The sequence below is a fragment of the Campylobacter sp. IFREMER_LSEM_CL2101 genome, assembly GCF_025771825.1.
Lineage (GTDB): Bacteria > Campylobacterota > Campylobacteria > Campylobacterales > Campylobacteraceae > Campylobacter_D > Campylobacter_D lari_C.
Window position 1 is genome coordinate 76,637 of record NZ_JAKMQZ010000006.1, and the last position, 15,125, is coordinate 91,761.

Consider the following 15,125-nt stretch of genomic DNA (forward strand, 5'->3'; position numbering starts at 1 on the left):
ATCCTTTTAGCGTCTTAAGTAAATTTTTAAACCCCTTTTTATATTATCAAGGCTAAACATATCCCCTATAATAGCATATTTTGCACCCAATGGTATATTTACATTTACTTCATTTTGCTTGTGTGTATTTTCTACACCTTGAATAAAATTTAAATTTTTATCTAAAAACTGAATTTTACAAAACCAAGAATCAAGATTGTGTGCACTAAGCTCCATACTTTTTGCACCTTGCAAGTCAATAATATATTCTCTTAAAGGTTTATTTAATTGAGTAATAGTATTTAGCGGAATTTGAGTATTAACTTTAGGTTTTGCTTTTGAAAAATCTAGCTCATATTCATAATTTAGCTCTGAAATTTTAGAAATATCTTTAATAAAAACAGAACTACCTAATAAAGCCTTATAAAAAACTCCCGGATCAAGCATGTATTGAGAATCTACAGCTAATTTATAAGTAATATAATTTTCTCTTAAAATTAACTCAGTTGGTATAAAATACACATAGCCTAGCTCGTTTAAAGTATCATTAATCGTTTTAAAAAATAAAACAGAATCAGCTTGGGCTTTAAAACTAAAAGTTAAAGTTTTTGGCTCATTTAATATAAAATTTGCCAAAGAATTTGTTTTTAAAATTTGAGAAATAGTGTAAATATCTACATTTCCACGCTCATCTTTATAATCATTTCTTGCAAATAAAAGCTCTAATTTTGCATCTTTAGAATTATCATTAACAATATGCTTAGCAACTTCTAAAGCACTTAGTGCAAAAGCATTAAGAGTAAAAAAAATGGAAAATATTAAAATTCTTACCATAATTTTCCTCTATTTTCTTTTATAAACTCAGCTTTTGTAATTTGTTTAATTTTACCATCTTTAATCATTAAAAACTTAGACACACCATTTTTAAACTCTAAAGTATTGTTATTTTCATCATTCAAACTAAAAGCAGCATGACCTGTGGTAATAAGCATATCTTTATCTAAAGATAAAACATAATCGTTTTTAATAGTTAAAGAACTTTTTCTAAAAGTTTTTAAATCCACCATACCAAGCCAAAGCTCTGCACTTGGTTTTATAATACTTTCTTTAAGCAAAACCATATTTTCTTCAGGCATATTTAAACTAGCATTATCCTCTAATGTTTCTTCTATAGTATTATTACTCTCATCTATTGGCTCTAAAATAGTTGTATTTGTTTCATTATTTTCTATAACATCATCAGCAAAAAAATTAACAACCGGAGTTTCGTTTTCATCAACTTTTTCTTCTAAAACAACCTGCTCTTGATTTAATACGTTAGTAGTATTCTCATCTAGTGTAGAACTTTGGAAAAATCTTGAAACACCCCAAGCTAAAGCCACTATCAAAAGCACTACTACTATAATCACAATATACCATACACTCGAACTTTCTTTGGTATATGAGTTCATTCTAGGTGAAATATGCACATGATTTTTTTTCTCAATACCATTTTCCTCTAAATAAGCATGATATTCTTCTAAAAAATTAGAAAAATCAAGCTCATACTCTCTTTGTAAAATTTTAATAAAACCATTTACATTAAAGCGAGATAAAGACTTAAAATCTTTTTTAATGATATATTCAAGACAAGCTATTTCTATTTGTGTTCTTTTTTGAACTTCTAATAAATTTAAATCTTCTAATTTTTTCCAACTATCCATTTTTCATCCTATCGCAAAGTATTGCAAATGCTGCACTTACATTTAAACTATCAAAATCATTATGCATTTTTATACCTACGCACTCATCGCATTTTTTAAGCACCTTTGGCGCTATGCCAAAACCTTCACTTCCCATAATCAAAACTTTTTTATCTTTGGCCTTGATAGCATGTATATCACTACCTCCGCTTGCACTAGCATAGATATAAAAACCTTTTTGTTTTAATTCATTTATCATGCTTAAAATATCATCATTTAAAACTATTTTCATATCTAAAGCCGCCCCACTACTTGCACGGATTACTCCATCCATAGCTACACTTTTAGCTACCAAAATAACCCCATCAGCACCCAAAGCATAAGCACTACGCACGATAGCTCCGATATTTCCAACATCGCTAATATTATATAAAATAACTATAAAATCTTTTTCTTTTAAACTTTCAAAAGAGCTAAATTCAAACTCATCGATTTCCATTAAAAAACCTTGATGATTTCCACCTCTTGCTAAGCTTTGTGCGGTTTTAAAATCAAGCTTTTTAATTTTTTTTGAAGCTTTTGCTATTTTTGAAAAATCAGCTTTTTCACATTCTTTTGCTAAATAAATTTCTTTAATTTTTTCTTTGTGCTTTTCTAAGATATAAAAAAACACTTGCTTACCATAAACTATCATTTTTAAATAATAACCAAATTCAACTTAAAAGCAGTTTTTGATAATTTTCTTTTGGAGATTTTGCATTGATTTTTGAAAGAAGTTTTGCCTTTGTTTTTAAAGGCAAATCAAGTTCATAAATATCTTGCTCACACAAGGTATTTTGATGAAATTGCTTTTCTTTAGCACTTACGACTACACACCATTCACCGCGCAAATCCATTGTTTTTAATTTTTCTAAAACCTCTAAGGCTCCTACTCTAAATTTAGTTTCAAATTTCTTTGTTGCTTCTTTTATGATAAAAATTTCTCTTAAAGGATCAATTTTACTAATTTCTTCTACTAAATTAAGTATTCTAGTGGGTGCTTCATAAACTATACTAGGATAAGGATTAAGCATTAAATTTTCAATATCTTTTTGTCTTTGAGGATTTTTATTAGCCAAAAAACCCATAAAAATAAATTCTTTTTTACAAAATGCGCTTGAAACTAATGCAAGCAAAGCAGCATTTGACCCTGCTAAGACTTCATAATCAATATTATTTTTAATGGCATATTCAATTAAAAATTGCCCCGGATCGCTAATACCTGGCATACCCGCATCACTTAAATATACAATATCTTGTTCAAAAAAATCACTATCTATTTTTGCTAAAAAATCTTTTTCATTATGAGTATGCAAGGCTAGATATTTATCAGGTTTTATTTCTAAATTAAATTTTTCATTAAGAAGATGGACTAAAGATTTGCAAACTCTCGTATCTTCACATAAAAAGAGTTTGCATTTTTGTAAAATTTCTAAAGAATGAAAAGAAATATCGTTTAAATTTCCTATGGGTGTAGGAATAAAATATAACATTATTGCATTGCGTATTTTTTCTTAAATTTCTCTACACGACCCGCAGCATCTACGATTTTTTCACTACCTGTAAAAAACGGATGACAACTTGAGCAAATATCAACTTTAATTTCTGGTTTATTTGACTTAGTAGTAAAAGAATTTCCACAAGCACAACTAACTTTGCATTCTACATATTCTGGGTGAATTTCTTTTTTCATTGTTTATCCTTTTTCAAAACATTAAGGCGTAATTATATAGATTTTTATATAAAAAATAGCTAAATTTAAGCATGTTTTTAAATTATGAATTTTGAAGCAACCCCTACTAAAGCTGTTTGCGCTTTGAGTATGAAATTAGCTTGTAATTTTGCTTTTTTTACATTCTCTTCTCTTTCTTTTTGCGAAAATCCACCTTCGGCGCCTATTAAAAACACATGCTTACTAGGTTCAAAACTCATCAAATCTTCACCTTCAAAGTCTATTAAAACAATATTTTCATAAACTTGCTGAAATTTTTTAAAATCATCAAAGCTTTCAAGCTCCATTAAAGAAGCGCGACCGCATTGTTGGGATGACTCTATAAGAATTTTTTCCATTCTTTTAAAATCTAACTTAAAATTTTTTTGTGAATAATCCATATACACAAAAGAAAGCTTTGCCACTCCAAGCTCGTTTAAAAAAGGCAAGGTTTTTTCTATAATCTTTGGATCAATCACCGCTAAAGCTAAATGCAAATGCGTTTTTAGTTCTTGTTTTTCTTCTTTTTTATCAAGTAAATTTAATACGCAAGAGCGTCTAGAAAGCTCTATGCATTCATAAGTATAAGCAAAAAAATCTTTTAAATTTTTTAATATGATTTTATCACCTACTTTAATTCTTCTAGCTTTTAAGTGCAAAAAAGCTTCATTTTCTAGCTCTAAATTTAAAACACCACTTTGTGGGTGATATAAAAATCGCATTAAAAATAAAACCTTTGAAGCAAATAAGGCACAAAAAGTAAAAATATTCCCAAACACAAAATAAAAAAGCTTAAAAATCTAAATTTAGCATAACGTTTAAACAATCTTGCTTTTTTAAATAAAACAAATTGATAAATAGCCAAAGCAAAAATCAAAATCCAACAAAACCACATAGAAAGTATGTATAAATTTAGCTCAAAATGCTTTAAAGCCCAAAGCAAGCTTCCTGTAAAAAGTGTAATTGCTAAAAATAAATAATAAATTGGCAAAAATAGGCGAATTCTTTTTATAAAAATAAACTCTTGCGAAAAACTACTTTGAGTTAGATATAAATAAAACAACATTAAAAAGCCATTTGCATATAGACTATACACATGCAATGCTAAAAAAAACTCGTAACTTTGATCCATCACTGTCCTTGTGTGCTATTTTCATCTTTGATATCATCATCTACGGGTATAGGCAGTGTTTCATCATCTATAATAACATTAGAATCACTTTGCTCAATTTGAACTTGCTCAGTTTGTACTTCTTTTTTTGTGGTTGTATTTTCTTGGCTTGAACAAGCTATAAAAAGCAATAATGGCACAATCAATAAAACCTTTTTCATCATACCTCCTTTTGATTGACAAAAACAAAATTTGAATCTTGAAGTTTTTTAAAAAAATCTTTATCTTTCCATTCGTCACTTATAGCTTGTGAAAATTCAATATCTGCTAGATTAATCTTTGGTAAAAACTCACTATAAGCATCTTCTCTAAAACCTTGTGCATAGCCTGTTCTTGTTTCATGCACAATAATACTTTTTAAACTAACGCCTTGCTCACCATTGACCATCTTAGTCTTTAAAAGTAAGGTATCAATCAGCACAAAAAATATGCGTACAAAATTTTCCGCACTTACATTCACAGGCAAACTTACCCATCTTTGCGAGTGCTTTTTCATATCTTCTAAATAAACTTTATCATCATCTTTAAAAAGCGTAATAGCATGATCAAAACTATCAATAATTTGTTTTATCTCATCTTTTAACAAGCCAAAATCATACACCATTCCAGCATTGTCAAGGTATTTACTCTCAAGTAAAATTTCTACCTTATAAGAATGGCCATGTATGCTTGTTTTACATCGCTTGGAGCTACAAAATCTAACAATATGAGCATTTTCAAATTCAAACATTTTTCTAATAATCATACGCCTTCTTTATCTCCCCAAATTCTAATATGCAATCTATCAGAGTAATTATATCCATTTTTTATACAAAATTCAGCAACACTTAAGGCATTTTTAGAAATTTCTTCTTCATTTGACCCCATAGGCATACAAAACACCTCATTTTCACAAACTTGTAAAATTTCATTGATTTCGCCTAAGGCTTTATTTTCTTGTAAAAAATCCTTATCTAAAACAAATTTATAAAAGCTATCCTTAGCATAGCATTTAAAAGCTTTCAAAGCTTTTTCATTAATCCTTTTTTCTTTTTTAACCCCACTATTACTAAGCTTCACCCCTAAAGCAAAATAGCATTTTTTATACAAAGGGTATTTTTCAAAGTCAATTTCAATACTTGCATTTGTTTCAAAATGCACCTTAAAACCATTTTCTAAAAGTAAATTAACAAAACACAAAAAATCTTTATTTTGATAATTTAATAAAGGCTCACCGCCGGTAATGACAACTATAGCTTTATGTGAATTTGCTAGTTTTAAAACCTCATCAAAAAGCTTTGTTGAAGTATATGTTTTATAACAAGTTTTAAATTCTTTGGTAAAAACAGCTCTTATAGTATCACAGCCCAAAAGTATTTTAGAATCTTTTTCTTTTTTTACCCCAAAGCCTACGCAGTTAAAATTACACCCAGCAAACCTTACAAATATAGCTAAATTTCCACTATATTTTCCCTCACCTTGCAAGCTTAAAAAAGTTTCAACAACTTCCATTATCCACCTGTTTGATAAAAGGCTCTTGTAGAACTTTGATTGGCTTCATTTTCTGCCCATCTATTTTTTTCTGATTTGTTTTTTATCACGGTTTTTAAAACCTCACAAGCACCTACTATGTCTTTATTACGTATAGCCTTTTTAATGCTTAAAGCCTCATCATAATACAAACAAGGTATTAAAAGCCCTTCGGCTGAAAGCCTTATACGGTTACAAGTATCGCAAAAATCATGGCTATGTGGATCAATAATGCCAAACTCATATCCATCTTCAAGTTCATAAATAGTCGCAGGCGCATTTGGACTTTTTTGTCCTTGTTTAAAAGAATATTTTTGAGCAATAATATTTAAAATTTCTGCTGATTTTAAGCCTTTTAAATCTCCGTAAGCATGGTAATTTTCCATAAATTCTATAAAACGAATTTGACTTTTACGTGCTTTGGCAAATTCCAAAAGATCAATAAATTCACTATCATTAATCCCTTTAAGAGCTACGGTGTTAAATTTAATATTAAAGCCTAATTCTAAAGCCTCATTAATACCATTTAACACATCTTTAAGTATATTTTTTTGGGCTAATTTAAAAGCTACTTCTTCTTTTAAGGTATCTAAAGAGATATTAATTCTTTTTAAGCCTGCTTGTTTTAAGTCTTTTGCTTGTTGTTTTAATAAAGAAGCATTAGTAGTAAGCGCTAAGTCTATATCTTGCTTATACTCACTAATCATAGCAATAAATTTATGCAAATCTTTTCTTACTAAAGGCTCACCACCTGTAATACGAATTTTTTTAACTCCTTCATCAATACAAACCTTAACAAACATAAAAAGTTCTTCAAATGACAAAAGATTTTCCTTAGCACTCCATTCAAATGGAGTTTTTGGCATGCAATAAAGGCAACGAAAATTACATCTTTGTGTTACTGAAATTCTTAAATAATCAATCACTCTTCCATAACTATCTACCAACATCAAAGGCCTTTATAATAATTTATTAAATTTTAAAATAAGCTCAACTCTGCCCATACCTATACGCAAATCTTTGGCAATTTGCTCAATGGATTTTTTTTGATTAAAAAGCTCTATTACCTTTTGCTCTTCATTATCATAACTTGGGCTTAATTTTGTAATACTTTGGGTTTTTTGTTCTAAATTTAATAAACGATTTTTTTGCTCACTTTGAAATTCTTCAATCACCTCTTCTACTTCTTTTAAGGCGCTTAAAATAGGAATGATATTTTGATTGATTTTTTGTTCTAATACTTGTAAAAGCTCTTCTTTTAACTCTTCTTTAATAACTTCAGTGTCTATTTCTTCTTTTTCTTGTTCTTGTTCCTCTAAACTTTCTTTTTTTAAATAATGATATTGCTTGTTTAAATCTTCTATCATTTTACCAAGCTCATTAATTTTAGCAATACTTTCTTTTTCTTTTATCATCATATAAGCAAACATAGCAAAAATTAATAAAGCTACCACAAGCCACAATAATAAATCACTACCCATTTTCTCGCTCCTTTAAAATCTTAATCATCGCTCTTTGCATATTTGCCACAAAATTATCATACACAAGCTCATCTTCTGCTTTTATTTGTGTGATTTTTGCCTCATTTTCATTTAAGGCTTTAAAAAAAATACTAATTTTTTGATCATTTAACTCAAATCTTGCATAATATTCCTCATCTTGAGCCAAGCACTTATCTTTAAACTGAATGTGTGCAAAATTTACACCCACCACAAAGGCTTTATATTTTAAATCTGTAAATAATTTTGTTTTATTGATATCATTTTTTATCAAATACAATTCTTGTTTTATATCCATAAGCAAATCAAAAATAATTTGCTCACCTTCGCTAAATTCCACTCTTGAAGCAAGCTTTTTCCATTTGCTTAAATTGACATAATTATTACTTGAAAGATATTCTTGCAAAAACTCTTCATATCTTTCTTTGCTCTCTTCAAACTCAAGCTCTAACGAGCTTTTAAAAAATTTTATCTCCATAAAAGATCAACCCAAATAAATATAAAAAACACTATACTTAAATACCCATTTAAAGTAAAAAATGCTTTATCAATTTTTGCAAAATTCTTTCTAACAATGCGGTGCTCAAAAAATAAAATAATCGCACTAATTATCACACCTAAAAAGGCAATATTTCCCGTTGGAGCCACCCAAACAAATAAAAGCCAAAAAAGCACTGCTAAAACATGACAAAATGCTGAGATAAATAAGGTTGCCTCAAGTCCAAATTTAGCAGGTATAGAGTGTAAGCCTGTTTTTTTATCATACTCCATATCTTGCAAAGCATAAAGCAAATCAAATCCAGCTGTCCAAAAAGTAACACCCAAACACAAAATCACACTATAAATTTCAATACTTCCCAAAACTACAATGCTACCTGCAATAGGAGCAAGCCCTAAGCAAAATCCTAATACTAAATGCGCTAAGGATGAAAATCTTTTAAAAGCTGAATAAATAGCTAAAATAAACAATACCGGCAAAGAAAGAGCAAAGGCTAACTTATTAATAAAATAGCTTGCCAAAACAAAAATAATAGCATTTAAAATAATAAAAAGTAAAATACTAGTTTTACCTATACGCCCATCGATATTAGGTCTATTTGCACATCTTGGGTTATTTTTGTCAATATCCTCATCCATCAAACGATTAATCGCCATTGCAAAATTTCTTGCACTTACTGCACAAATAATACCCAAAAATAAAGCCTTAAAGCCAAACCAAGTGCTATCATTTAAAATAACAGAAGCTACAATCATTGAAGTAAATAAAAAAGGTAGGGCAAAAATAGAATGCTTAAAAACAATCAAATCTAAAATATCTTTTAATTTTTCTTTTAATATAGGCATTTTTTCTCTTTATAATATATTTTTGTTATGATTTTACTAAAATAATTTTAAATTTAGGATATTTTTACGATGTTTTTTGAATTTGCACTCATTGGAACTACCGCAAGTGGCAAAACAGAACTTGCTAATAAACTAGCTTATGAATTTAACGCAAGTATTTTAAGCCTTGATAGTCTTTGCGTGTATAAACAAATCAACATCGCTTCAGCCAAAACAGAGCAAAAAACCTTAGACGAGCTTGATTATTTTGGCATAAATTTATTAAATGTCAATGAGCATTTTAACATCGCTTTGTTTTTTGAAGAATACAAAAAAGCAAAAGCTTTTGCCCAAAAAAATAATCAAATGCTTATTATCACAGGTGGAACTAGCTTTTATTTAAAAGCTTTAATGGATGGCTTGAGTGAAAATTTTAAAGAAAGTCAAAGCGCACTAAGTAATGATGAAATTTATCATTTAATGATAAAAATTGATTCACAAGCAAAAATAGAAAAAAACGATACTTATCGTTTGAAAAAATGGCTTGGAATTTATGAGCAAACTAATAAAATTCCAAGTGAAGTTTTAAAAGAAACCAAACAAGAAGCTTTGATTAAAAAACTTGATATTTTTGAAATTTCTTGGCAAAAAGATCTTTTAGAAAAACGCATTATTAAGCGCACTAAAAATATGCTAAATGAGGGTTTAGTAGATGAAGCTAAAATGTTATTTGATAATTATGATCATAATTTAAAAGCACTAAATTCCATAGGTTTAAAAGAATGCAAAGAGTTTTTAGATAAAAAAATAAATTTAAATGAGCTTGAAGAGTTCATCATCATTCACACAAGACAACTTGCTAAAAGACAAAGAACTTTTAATAAAAAATTCAATAAAGAAATTTTAGATTTTCAAAATGCTTATGAGAATTTAAAAGCTTATATTTTAAAAAAATATCAAGGCTGAGTGTTTAAGACATTTAATTTATCTTTACATAAATTTTGCCAATTGCTCGTTGCATTGATATCTATACAATTTTGCAAACTTTGCTTTTGATTTTGCACATCTTTTAAATCTTCATAAATATTACTTTGCATATAAAAAGCTCTTGCGCGCTCATCATCTTTTAAGGGATTAGCAAGTAAATCTTTAAATAAAGTTAAAGCTTGTTGGGCTTGATTGTTTTGTTTTAAAGCTTTAATATAGATAAATTCTAAATCAGGACTAAAAAGATTCACCCCTTTTAAATTTTGATAATCAATAGCCTTTGGAGCATAAGTTAAAATGCTGGTTAGAAAATTATTTTTTTCACAATAACGCAAAAACTCATAATATAGCTCTACCATACGATAATTCATAGGAAATTGCTCTAATTTTTGTAAAGTTCTTATCATAGCATTATAATCTTGTAATCTAAGCTCAGCAAAAAATTTAATATAATTTGCTTCAAATTTTTCATTATCACTAATAATCGTTCTTGTGTTTAAAATATCGTTAATTGTTTTTATAACAAAGCTATAACGCTTATCTTTAAGAGCTAAATCAGCACTTTGAAGCTTATAAAAGATAATATCATCGTTTTCATTATCCACTATGTATTTTTTAGCTTCTTCAATGCGCGTTGTGCGTTTAAAACACTCAAGCATTTGTTTTTTGTTTTGTATTTTACCCCCTACATTGTAAGCTTTAAAATCATCATATATTTTCACAGCAGCTAAACATTCATCATTTTTTAATTTTTGTTCTAAAACTAAAACAGCAGCTTGCTCTAAAAGATTTTTAACTTCTTTATTGGAATATTTTTCAATATCTTTTTGATAACTTACAACTTTTTCATAATTTTTTTCTTGAAAATACAATTTTACATTATCAAACAACGCCTTACTAGAAATTTCTCCAGCGTATTTTTTCATAATTTCTTCATATCTTTGATGTAAAAAACTTGCATTAGCATCTTTTAAATATAAAAAGTTTTTATCTTGCGCTTCTTTAATTAAACTTACATATTCACCCAAAGGAAAATCTTCTGCATAAAGATCTAAATATTTTTGAGCCTTGGTATGCTCATTTGCATTTAATAAAGCCAAAGCAAGATCTTTTAGCACTTTTTCATATTCTTTATCTACCTTAGTTAAATGCGTAAAGATATACTCATAAATTTTAGAACTTAAATCATAAACCCTATTATTAGCAAAAGCTTTAGCTAATAATAAAGAATTTTCCAAATCACTCATGAAAAATTCAGGGTTTGATTCCAAAATTTTATTTGCTAACTCTTTGGCTTCTTTTGCATTTTGAGTTTCTAAATAATTTTTTGATAAAAATAAAGCAGCCCTACTGGCTAAATCTGCATTTGGAGTAGAATAATACACATCTTGATAAATATTATTTGCGGTATTTTTTTTACCCAAATGATATAAATAATCTGCATAATCAAGCAAAGCCATTATAGTGTATTTATCGCCTTTATGCTCAGTATTTAAAGTATCTATAATATATTCAACATTTGATCTTTGTGATAAACCCATATAAACTCTCATCATAATATACATCACTTCTGTATAATCTTTATCGTTAATATAAGTTCTCACCCATCTTTTAGCATCATCTAACATTTGCTCTAAAATTACTTGGTCTTTATCAAGTTCATAAGTATAAAGTTTATTTTGCGCTCTTAATTTATAAAGCTCAAATTCATTCATAAATACACTACCTTGATAACGCTTAATAGCATTAACAGTATCCCTTAATACTTGATCATATTTTTTTGCTTCATATTCTTGTTTTATACTAAAATAAGCGTTAAAATCTGCGCTTTTAGAAGTTTCCATAGGGTTAGAATTTAAATCTAAAGCTCCAATAAAGGGCATTAATCCATCATCAAAATAAATATCAAAATCGAGCCCATCGCTAGGTTTGTAATATCTTAAATCTTTAGTAAAAATAAATACAAAATGCTTAGAAGTATCTCCACTTTGACTTTGAATTTCTTTTGCATTAAAAATATCTTGGGAATAATTAAACATCTTAGCTAAAATTTTAGGATAGATTTTGATTGTCAAAAAGGTTTGGTGCTTTTCAAAATAAATTGTAAAATCATCAAACTCTTTATTTTGAAATTGCATATTACTAACACCCAAAACATTACATTCAAAATGGGTCTTTTCAAATTCAAAAACATTTTTACAGGTAAAATCTTTATTATCTTTTAAATGCAAAAGTGTAAAGGGGCGCTTGTGTTCTTCCCCTTTATTAACAATAATTTCAAAAGAAAATGTATAAGTTATACTTAATAAAAATAAAAATAAAACCCTTATCATAAGCGTGATTATAGCAATATTATTTTACAAAAGCAAAAACACGCAAGAAACACTTCCAATCAAACACAAGCATAAAATAATCTTTTGTTTTACATCTAAGTTTGCACTTTCTATGATTTGAGCTTTTTTGAAAAAAACATAAATTAAAATTTTCAAATAAGCATAAAGCATAATCATAGAACTTAAAGCTATAGCAAATACAAGCACATAATAGCCTGAATTTAAAATAGAAGCCAAAATTAAAATTTTACCCCAAAAAATCCCAAAAGGTGGAATACCTGCTATACATAAAATAAATATAGCTAACATTATAGACAATACCGGTCTTTGATCAAACAAGCCCGAAAAACTCTCAAATGAACTTTTTTGAAATAAACTCAATATCAAAAAAATTCCATAATTTGCAAAAGCAAAAGAAATCCAATACACAAACAAAGCAAAAATTGAAAGCAAATAAGAAGTCCCATCTCCTTGAGAACTTACACTCATACTAGAAACAATAACTGCCAATATAAAAGAAGAATGAGTAATAGAACTATATGCAAGCATTTTTTTTACATCTTTTTGGATTAAAGCTACTATACTTACAGCGAGCATAGAAAAAATCGCTAGCAATGCTACTATATATTCAAATTTTACCCCACCACCCAAAGCAGAAAAAATTCTTAAAACTACTATTATCATAGCTATTTTTGGTACTATAGATATAAATGCTATAAAATTTGTATGCACCCCATAATACACATCTTTTAACCAAAAATGAAAAGGTGCGATAGAAAGCTTTACCCCAACAATAACTAAAAACATTACTCCAGCACAAAGCAAGATAGGATCTGAAATGTATTCAGAATGCAATAAATTATCTAAATCCAAAGACTTAGTTTTTAAATACACAAAAGCACAAGCAAAGACAAAAAACCCAGCCCCCACTGCAGCTAGAGTAAAATACTTTATACTAGAGCTAATAGCATTATGAGTTCCTCTTAAAGCAATAAGAGTATAAAGAGCTAAAGAAGAACCTTCTAATGCTAGGAAAATTACGATTAAATTAGTGCTTGATATCATTAATATTAAAGACGCAACCATAAATAAAAATAAAGAAAAAAACTCTGGCTTTTGCTCATCTTTGTCCATCAATAAATAAAGCATAGAAAAAACCAAAATAACTAATTGAGCAAAAATTGCATAATTATCGCTTACAAATAAACCAAAAAAAGCATGAGAATTATCTAAAACAAAGCCATTATAAAGCAATAAAAAACATAAGGTGCTAAGCAAAGCTATAACACTTGCTCCTATATAAAAATTTCTAGAAAGTTTTTTAAATGCACCTAATAAAAGTAAAGCAATAGCCCAAAAAAGCAATGACAACACAGGAAATAATAATACAAAATTCAATTTTTCTAAACTAAAGCCACTCATTAAAAACCTCTTATATCATCTATGATTTTTTGATTTTCTATTGCAATATTTCTTGTTTGCATAACCTCAAGAATGCTATTTACATTCAAAGCAATTTGATCAAGCATAGCACTTGGAGCTATCCCTAAATAAATTACCAAAGCACTTAAAATACTCAACACAAAAATTTCGCCTTTTTTTAATACTAATTTCTCCATTTTTTCTACATTAGTGGCAAAAAACATATTTCTATAAATATTTAACATATAAATAGCCCCTAAAATAATCACACCACCTGCAAATAATGCATACCACAAATTCACACTTGCTATGCCTTGTAAAATTAAAAACTCACCTACAAAAGAAATAGTCAAAGGTAGCGAAATAGATGAAAATAATAACACTGCAAAGAAAAAGCTAAACACTGGAGCTGTTTTAGCTAAATTTTTATAAAAGTCTAAATCAAAAGTATGATATCTTTTATAAAGCATATAAGCAGCCAAAAACAAACCACCTGTTACTATACCATGTGCAAACATGTAAAATACAGAACCACTTAGCCCATTATAAGTAAAAGTCACAATACCCAAAATCACCACACCTAAATGCGAAATTGAGCTATAAGCGATTAATTCTTTTAAATCCTTGGTTTTAAAGGCAATTAAAGCTGCATATAAAATTCCAACTATACATAAAATAGCAAGCAAAGAATAATAATGATTTAAAGTATCAGGTGTTAAAGGCAAGATAAATCTTAAAAATCCAAAAGGAGCCATTTTAAAACTAACAAGCATTACAGATACTAAAGTCGGACTTTTTGCATAAACTTTTGGCGCCCAAGTGTGAAAAGGAAACAAAGGGCTTTTAATCGCAAAAGCGATAAAAAATCCTATAAAGATTAAATTTTGCACACTTTCAGGTATGAAAAATTCACTCTGATACCAAGCAAGCAAATCAAAACTCCAATACCCAAAACTTTGATAATACAAAAACCCTACATAAATAATCGCTAAAAGCATGAGCATAGAACCGCAAAATGCATAAATGAAAAATTTAATCCCTGCTTTATAATTATCTGAATATCTGCCTATTAAATAAATAAGCGGTATAAGAGAAAACTCCCAAAATACATAAAATAATAAAGCATCTAATGAAGCAAAAAGCCCTATAATACAAAATTGCAATAAAAATATACTTACCACAACACTTTTATCTTGAATATCTAAACATATAAAAGATAAAAAAATCATAATAGAACAAAGCAACATCAAATAAAGCGCTATAGCATCTACACCGATATGAAAATTAACTATTAAAGAATTTAAACTAAACTCATAAGCTATGCCACCATGATAATTAAACAACAAAAAAACATTAAAAATTAAAATCAAAAAACTAACTAAAACAGCAAAAGACTTGCTATCTTCTTTTTGCAAAAACAAAGCTATAAAAGCTGCAAAAAATGGAAATAACATTAATAAACTAAGCATT

At 28.1% G+C, this 15,125-nt stretch carries 18 protein-coding genes; 1 reads left to right on the plus strand and 17 read right to left on the minus strand.

The window, feature by feature from the left end; genetic code table 11:
• Positions 1–6: 6 nt before the first annotated feature.
• From L8V88_RS05175 to mqnP, 14 genes are all read right to left on the minus strand, one after another.
• Positions 7–813 carry a hypothetical protein gene (locus tag L8V88_RS05175; protein ID WP_263677350.1) on the minus strand — a complete coding sequence of 269 codons (807 nt, stop codon included), beginning with the start codon at positions 811–813 and terminating at the stop codon, positions 7–9.
• Positions 807–1,682, minus strand: a complete 876-nt coding sequence (locus tag L8V88_RS05180; RefSeq protein WP_263727141.1) for a hypothetical protein — start codon at positions 1,680–1,682, stop codon at positions 807–809. Before L8V88_RS05180 ends, L8V88_RS05175 begins: the two co-directional genes overlap by 7 nt.
• Complete coding sequence (gene rlmB / locus L8V88_RS05185) at positions 1,675–2,355, minus strand: 23S rRNA (guanosine(2251)-2'-O)-methyltransferase RlmB (protein ID WP_263727142.1); 681 nt, start codon at positions 2,353–2,355, stop codon at positions 1,675–1,677. The genes L8V88_RS05180 and rlmB overlap by 8 nt, the downstream gene beginning before the upstream one ends.
• Positions 2,356–2,374: 19 nt before the next feature.
• Positions 2,375–3,193 (minus strand): 16S rRNA (cytidine(1402)-2'-O)-methyltransferase, encoded by an 819-nt coding sequence (gene rsmI / locus L8V88_RS05190; protein ID WP_263727143.1) that lies wholly within the window; start codon positions 3,191–3,193, stop codon positions 2,375–2,377.
• Entirely contained in the window at positions 3,193–3,393 is a 201-nt protein-coding gene (gene rpmE / locus L8V88_RS05195) for a 50S ribosomal protein L31 (protein ID WP_012662118.1), read from the minus strand. The genes rsmI and rpmE overlap by 1 nt, the downstream gene beginning before the upstream one ends.
• A 77-nt stretch (positions 3,394–3,470) precedes the next feature.
• The gene (locus L8V88_RS05200; RefSeq protein WP_263727144.1) at positions 3,471–4,133 is read right to left on the minus strand and encodes a 16S rRNA (uracil(1498)-N(3))-methyltransferase; all 663 of its coding nucleotides are present in this window, start codon (positions 4,131–4,133) and stop codon (positions 3,471–3,473) included.
• Positions 4,133–4,543 (minus strand): hypothetical protein, encoded by a 411-nt coding sequence (locus tag L8V88_RS05205; RefSeq protein WP_214099233.1) that lies wholly within the window; start codon positions 4,541–4,543, stop codon positions 4,133–4,135. The genes L8V88_RS05200 and L8V88_RS05205 overlap by 1 nt, the downstream gene beginning before the upstream one ends.
• Positions 4,543–4,743 carry a hypothetical protein gene (locus L8V88_RS05210; RefSeq protein WP_263674948.1) on the minus strand — a complete coding sequence of 67 codons (201 nt, stop codon included), beginning with the start codon at positions 4,741–4,743 and terminating at the stop codon, positions 4,543–4,545. The genes L8V88_RS05205 and L8V88_RS05210 overlap by 1 nt, the downstream gene beginning before the upstream one ends.
• Complete coding sequence (locus tag L8V88_RS05215; protein WP_263674947.1) at positions 4,743–5,327, minus strand: 6-pyruvoyl trahydropterin synthase family protein; 585 nt, start codon at positions 5,325–5,327, stop codon at positions 4,743–4,745. Before L8V88_RS05215 ends, L8V88_RS05210 begins: the two co-directional genes overlap by 1 nt.
• Positions 5,324–6,073, minus strand: a complete 750-nt coding sequence (locus L8V88_RS05220) for a 7-carboxy-7-deazaguanine synthase QueE (RefSeq protein WP_263727145.1) — start codon at positions 6,071–6,073, stop codon at positions 5,324–5,326. Before L8V88_RS05220 ends, L8V88_RS05215 begins: the two co-directional genes overlap by 4 nt.
• A complete protein-coding gene (moaA, locus tag L8V88_RS05225) occupies positions 6,073–7,041 on the minus strand; it encodes a GTP 3',8-cyclase MoaA (RefSeq protein WP_263727146.1) in 969 nt (322 codons plus the stop codon). Before moaA ends, L8V88_RS05220 begins: the two co-directional genes overlap by 1 nt.
• A 9-nt stretch (positions 7,042–7,050) precedes the next feature.
• The gene (locus L8V88_RS05230; protein ID WP_263727147.1) at positions 7,051–7,572 is read right to left on the minus strand and encodes a hypothetical protein; all 522 of its coding nucleotides are present in this window, start codon (positions 7,570–7,572) and stop codon (positions 7,051–7,053) included.
• Positions 7,565–8,068 (minus strand): hypothetical protein, encoded by a 504-nt coding sequence (locus tag L8V88_RS05235; RefSeq protein ID WP_263727148.1) that lies wholly within the window; start codon positions 8,066–8,068, stop codon positions 7,565–7,567. The genes L8V88_RS05230 and L8V88_RS05235 overlap by 8 nt, the downstream gene beginning before the upstream one ends.
• A complete protein-coding gene (mqnP, locus tag L8V88_RS05240; RefSeq protein ID WP_039619329.1) occupies positions 8,059–8,934 on the minus strand; it encodes a menaquinone biosynthesis prenyltransferase MqnP in 876 nt (291 codons plus the stop codon). The genes L8V88_RS05235 and mqnP overlap by 10 nt, the downstream gene beginning before the upstream one ends.
• Before the next feature lie 69 nt (positions 8,935–9,003).
• Here mqnP and miaA point away from each other — a divergent pair, with 69 nt between their 5' ends.
• Positions 9,004–9,879, plus strand: a complete 876-nt coding sequence (gene miaA, locus L8V88_RS05245; protein WP_263727149.1) for a tRNA (adenosine(37)-N6)-dimethylallyltransferase MiaA — start codon at positions 9,004–9,006, stop codon at positions 9,877–9,879.
• On the opposite strand, the gene L8V88_RS05250 is transcribed toward miaA, so the two are convergent.
• The 3 genes from L8V88_RS05250 to L8V88_RS05260 are packed head-to-tail and all read right to left on the minus strand — an operon-like array spanning position 9,870 to position 15,124.
• Entirely contained in the window at positions 9,870–12,233 is a 2,364-nt protein-coding gene (locus tag L8V88_RS05250; RefSeq protein WP_263727150.1) for a tetratricopeptide repeat protein, read from the minus strand. The two genes, miaA and L8V88_RS05250, sit on opposite strands and share 10 nt — an antisense overlap.
• 24 nt (positions 12,234–12,257) lie before the next feature.
• Complete coding sequence (locus L8V88_RS05255) at positions 12,258–13,655, minus strand: NADH-quinone oxidoreductase subunit N (RefSeq protein ID WP_263727151.1); 1,398 nt, start codon at positions 13,653–13,655, stop codon at positions 12,258–12,260.
• Positions 13,655–15,124, minus strand: a complete 1,470-nt coding sequence (locus L8V88_RS05260; protein ID WP_263727152.1) for a complex I subunit 4 family protein — start codon at positions 15,122–15,124, stop codon at positions 13,655–13,657. Before L8V88_RS05260 ends, L8V88_RS05255 begins: the two co-directional genes overlap by 1 nt.
• Position 15,125: the final 1 nt, after the last annotated feature.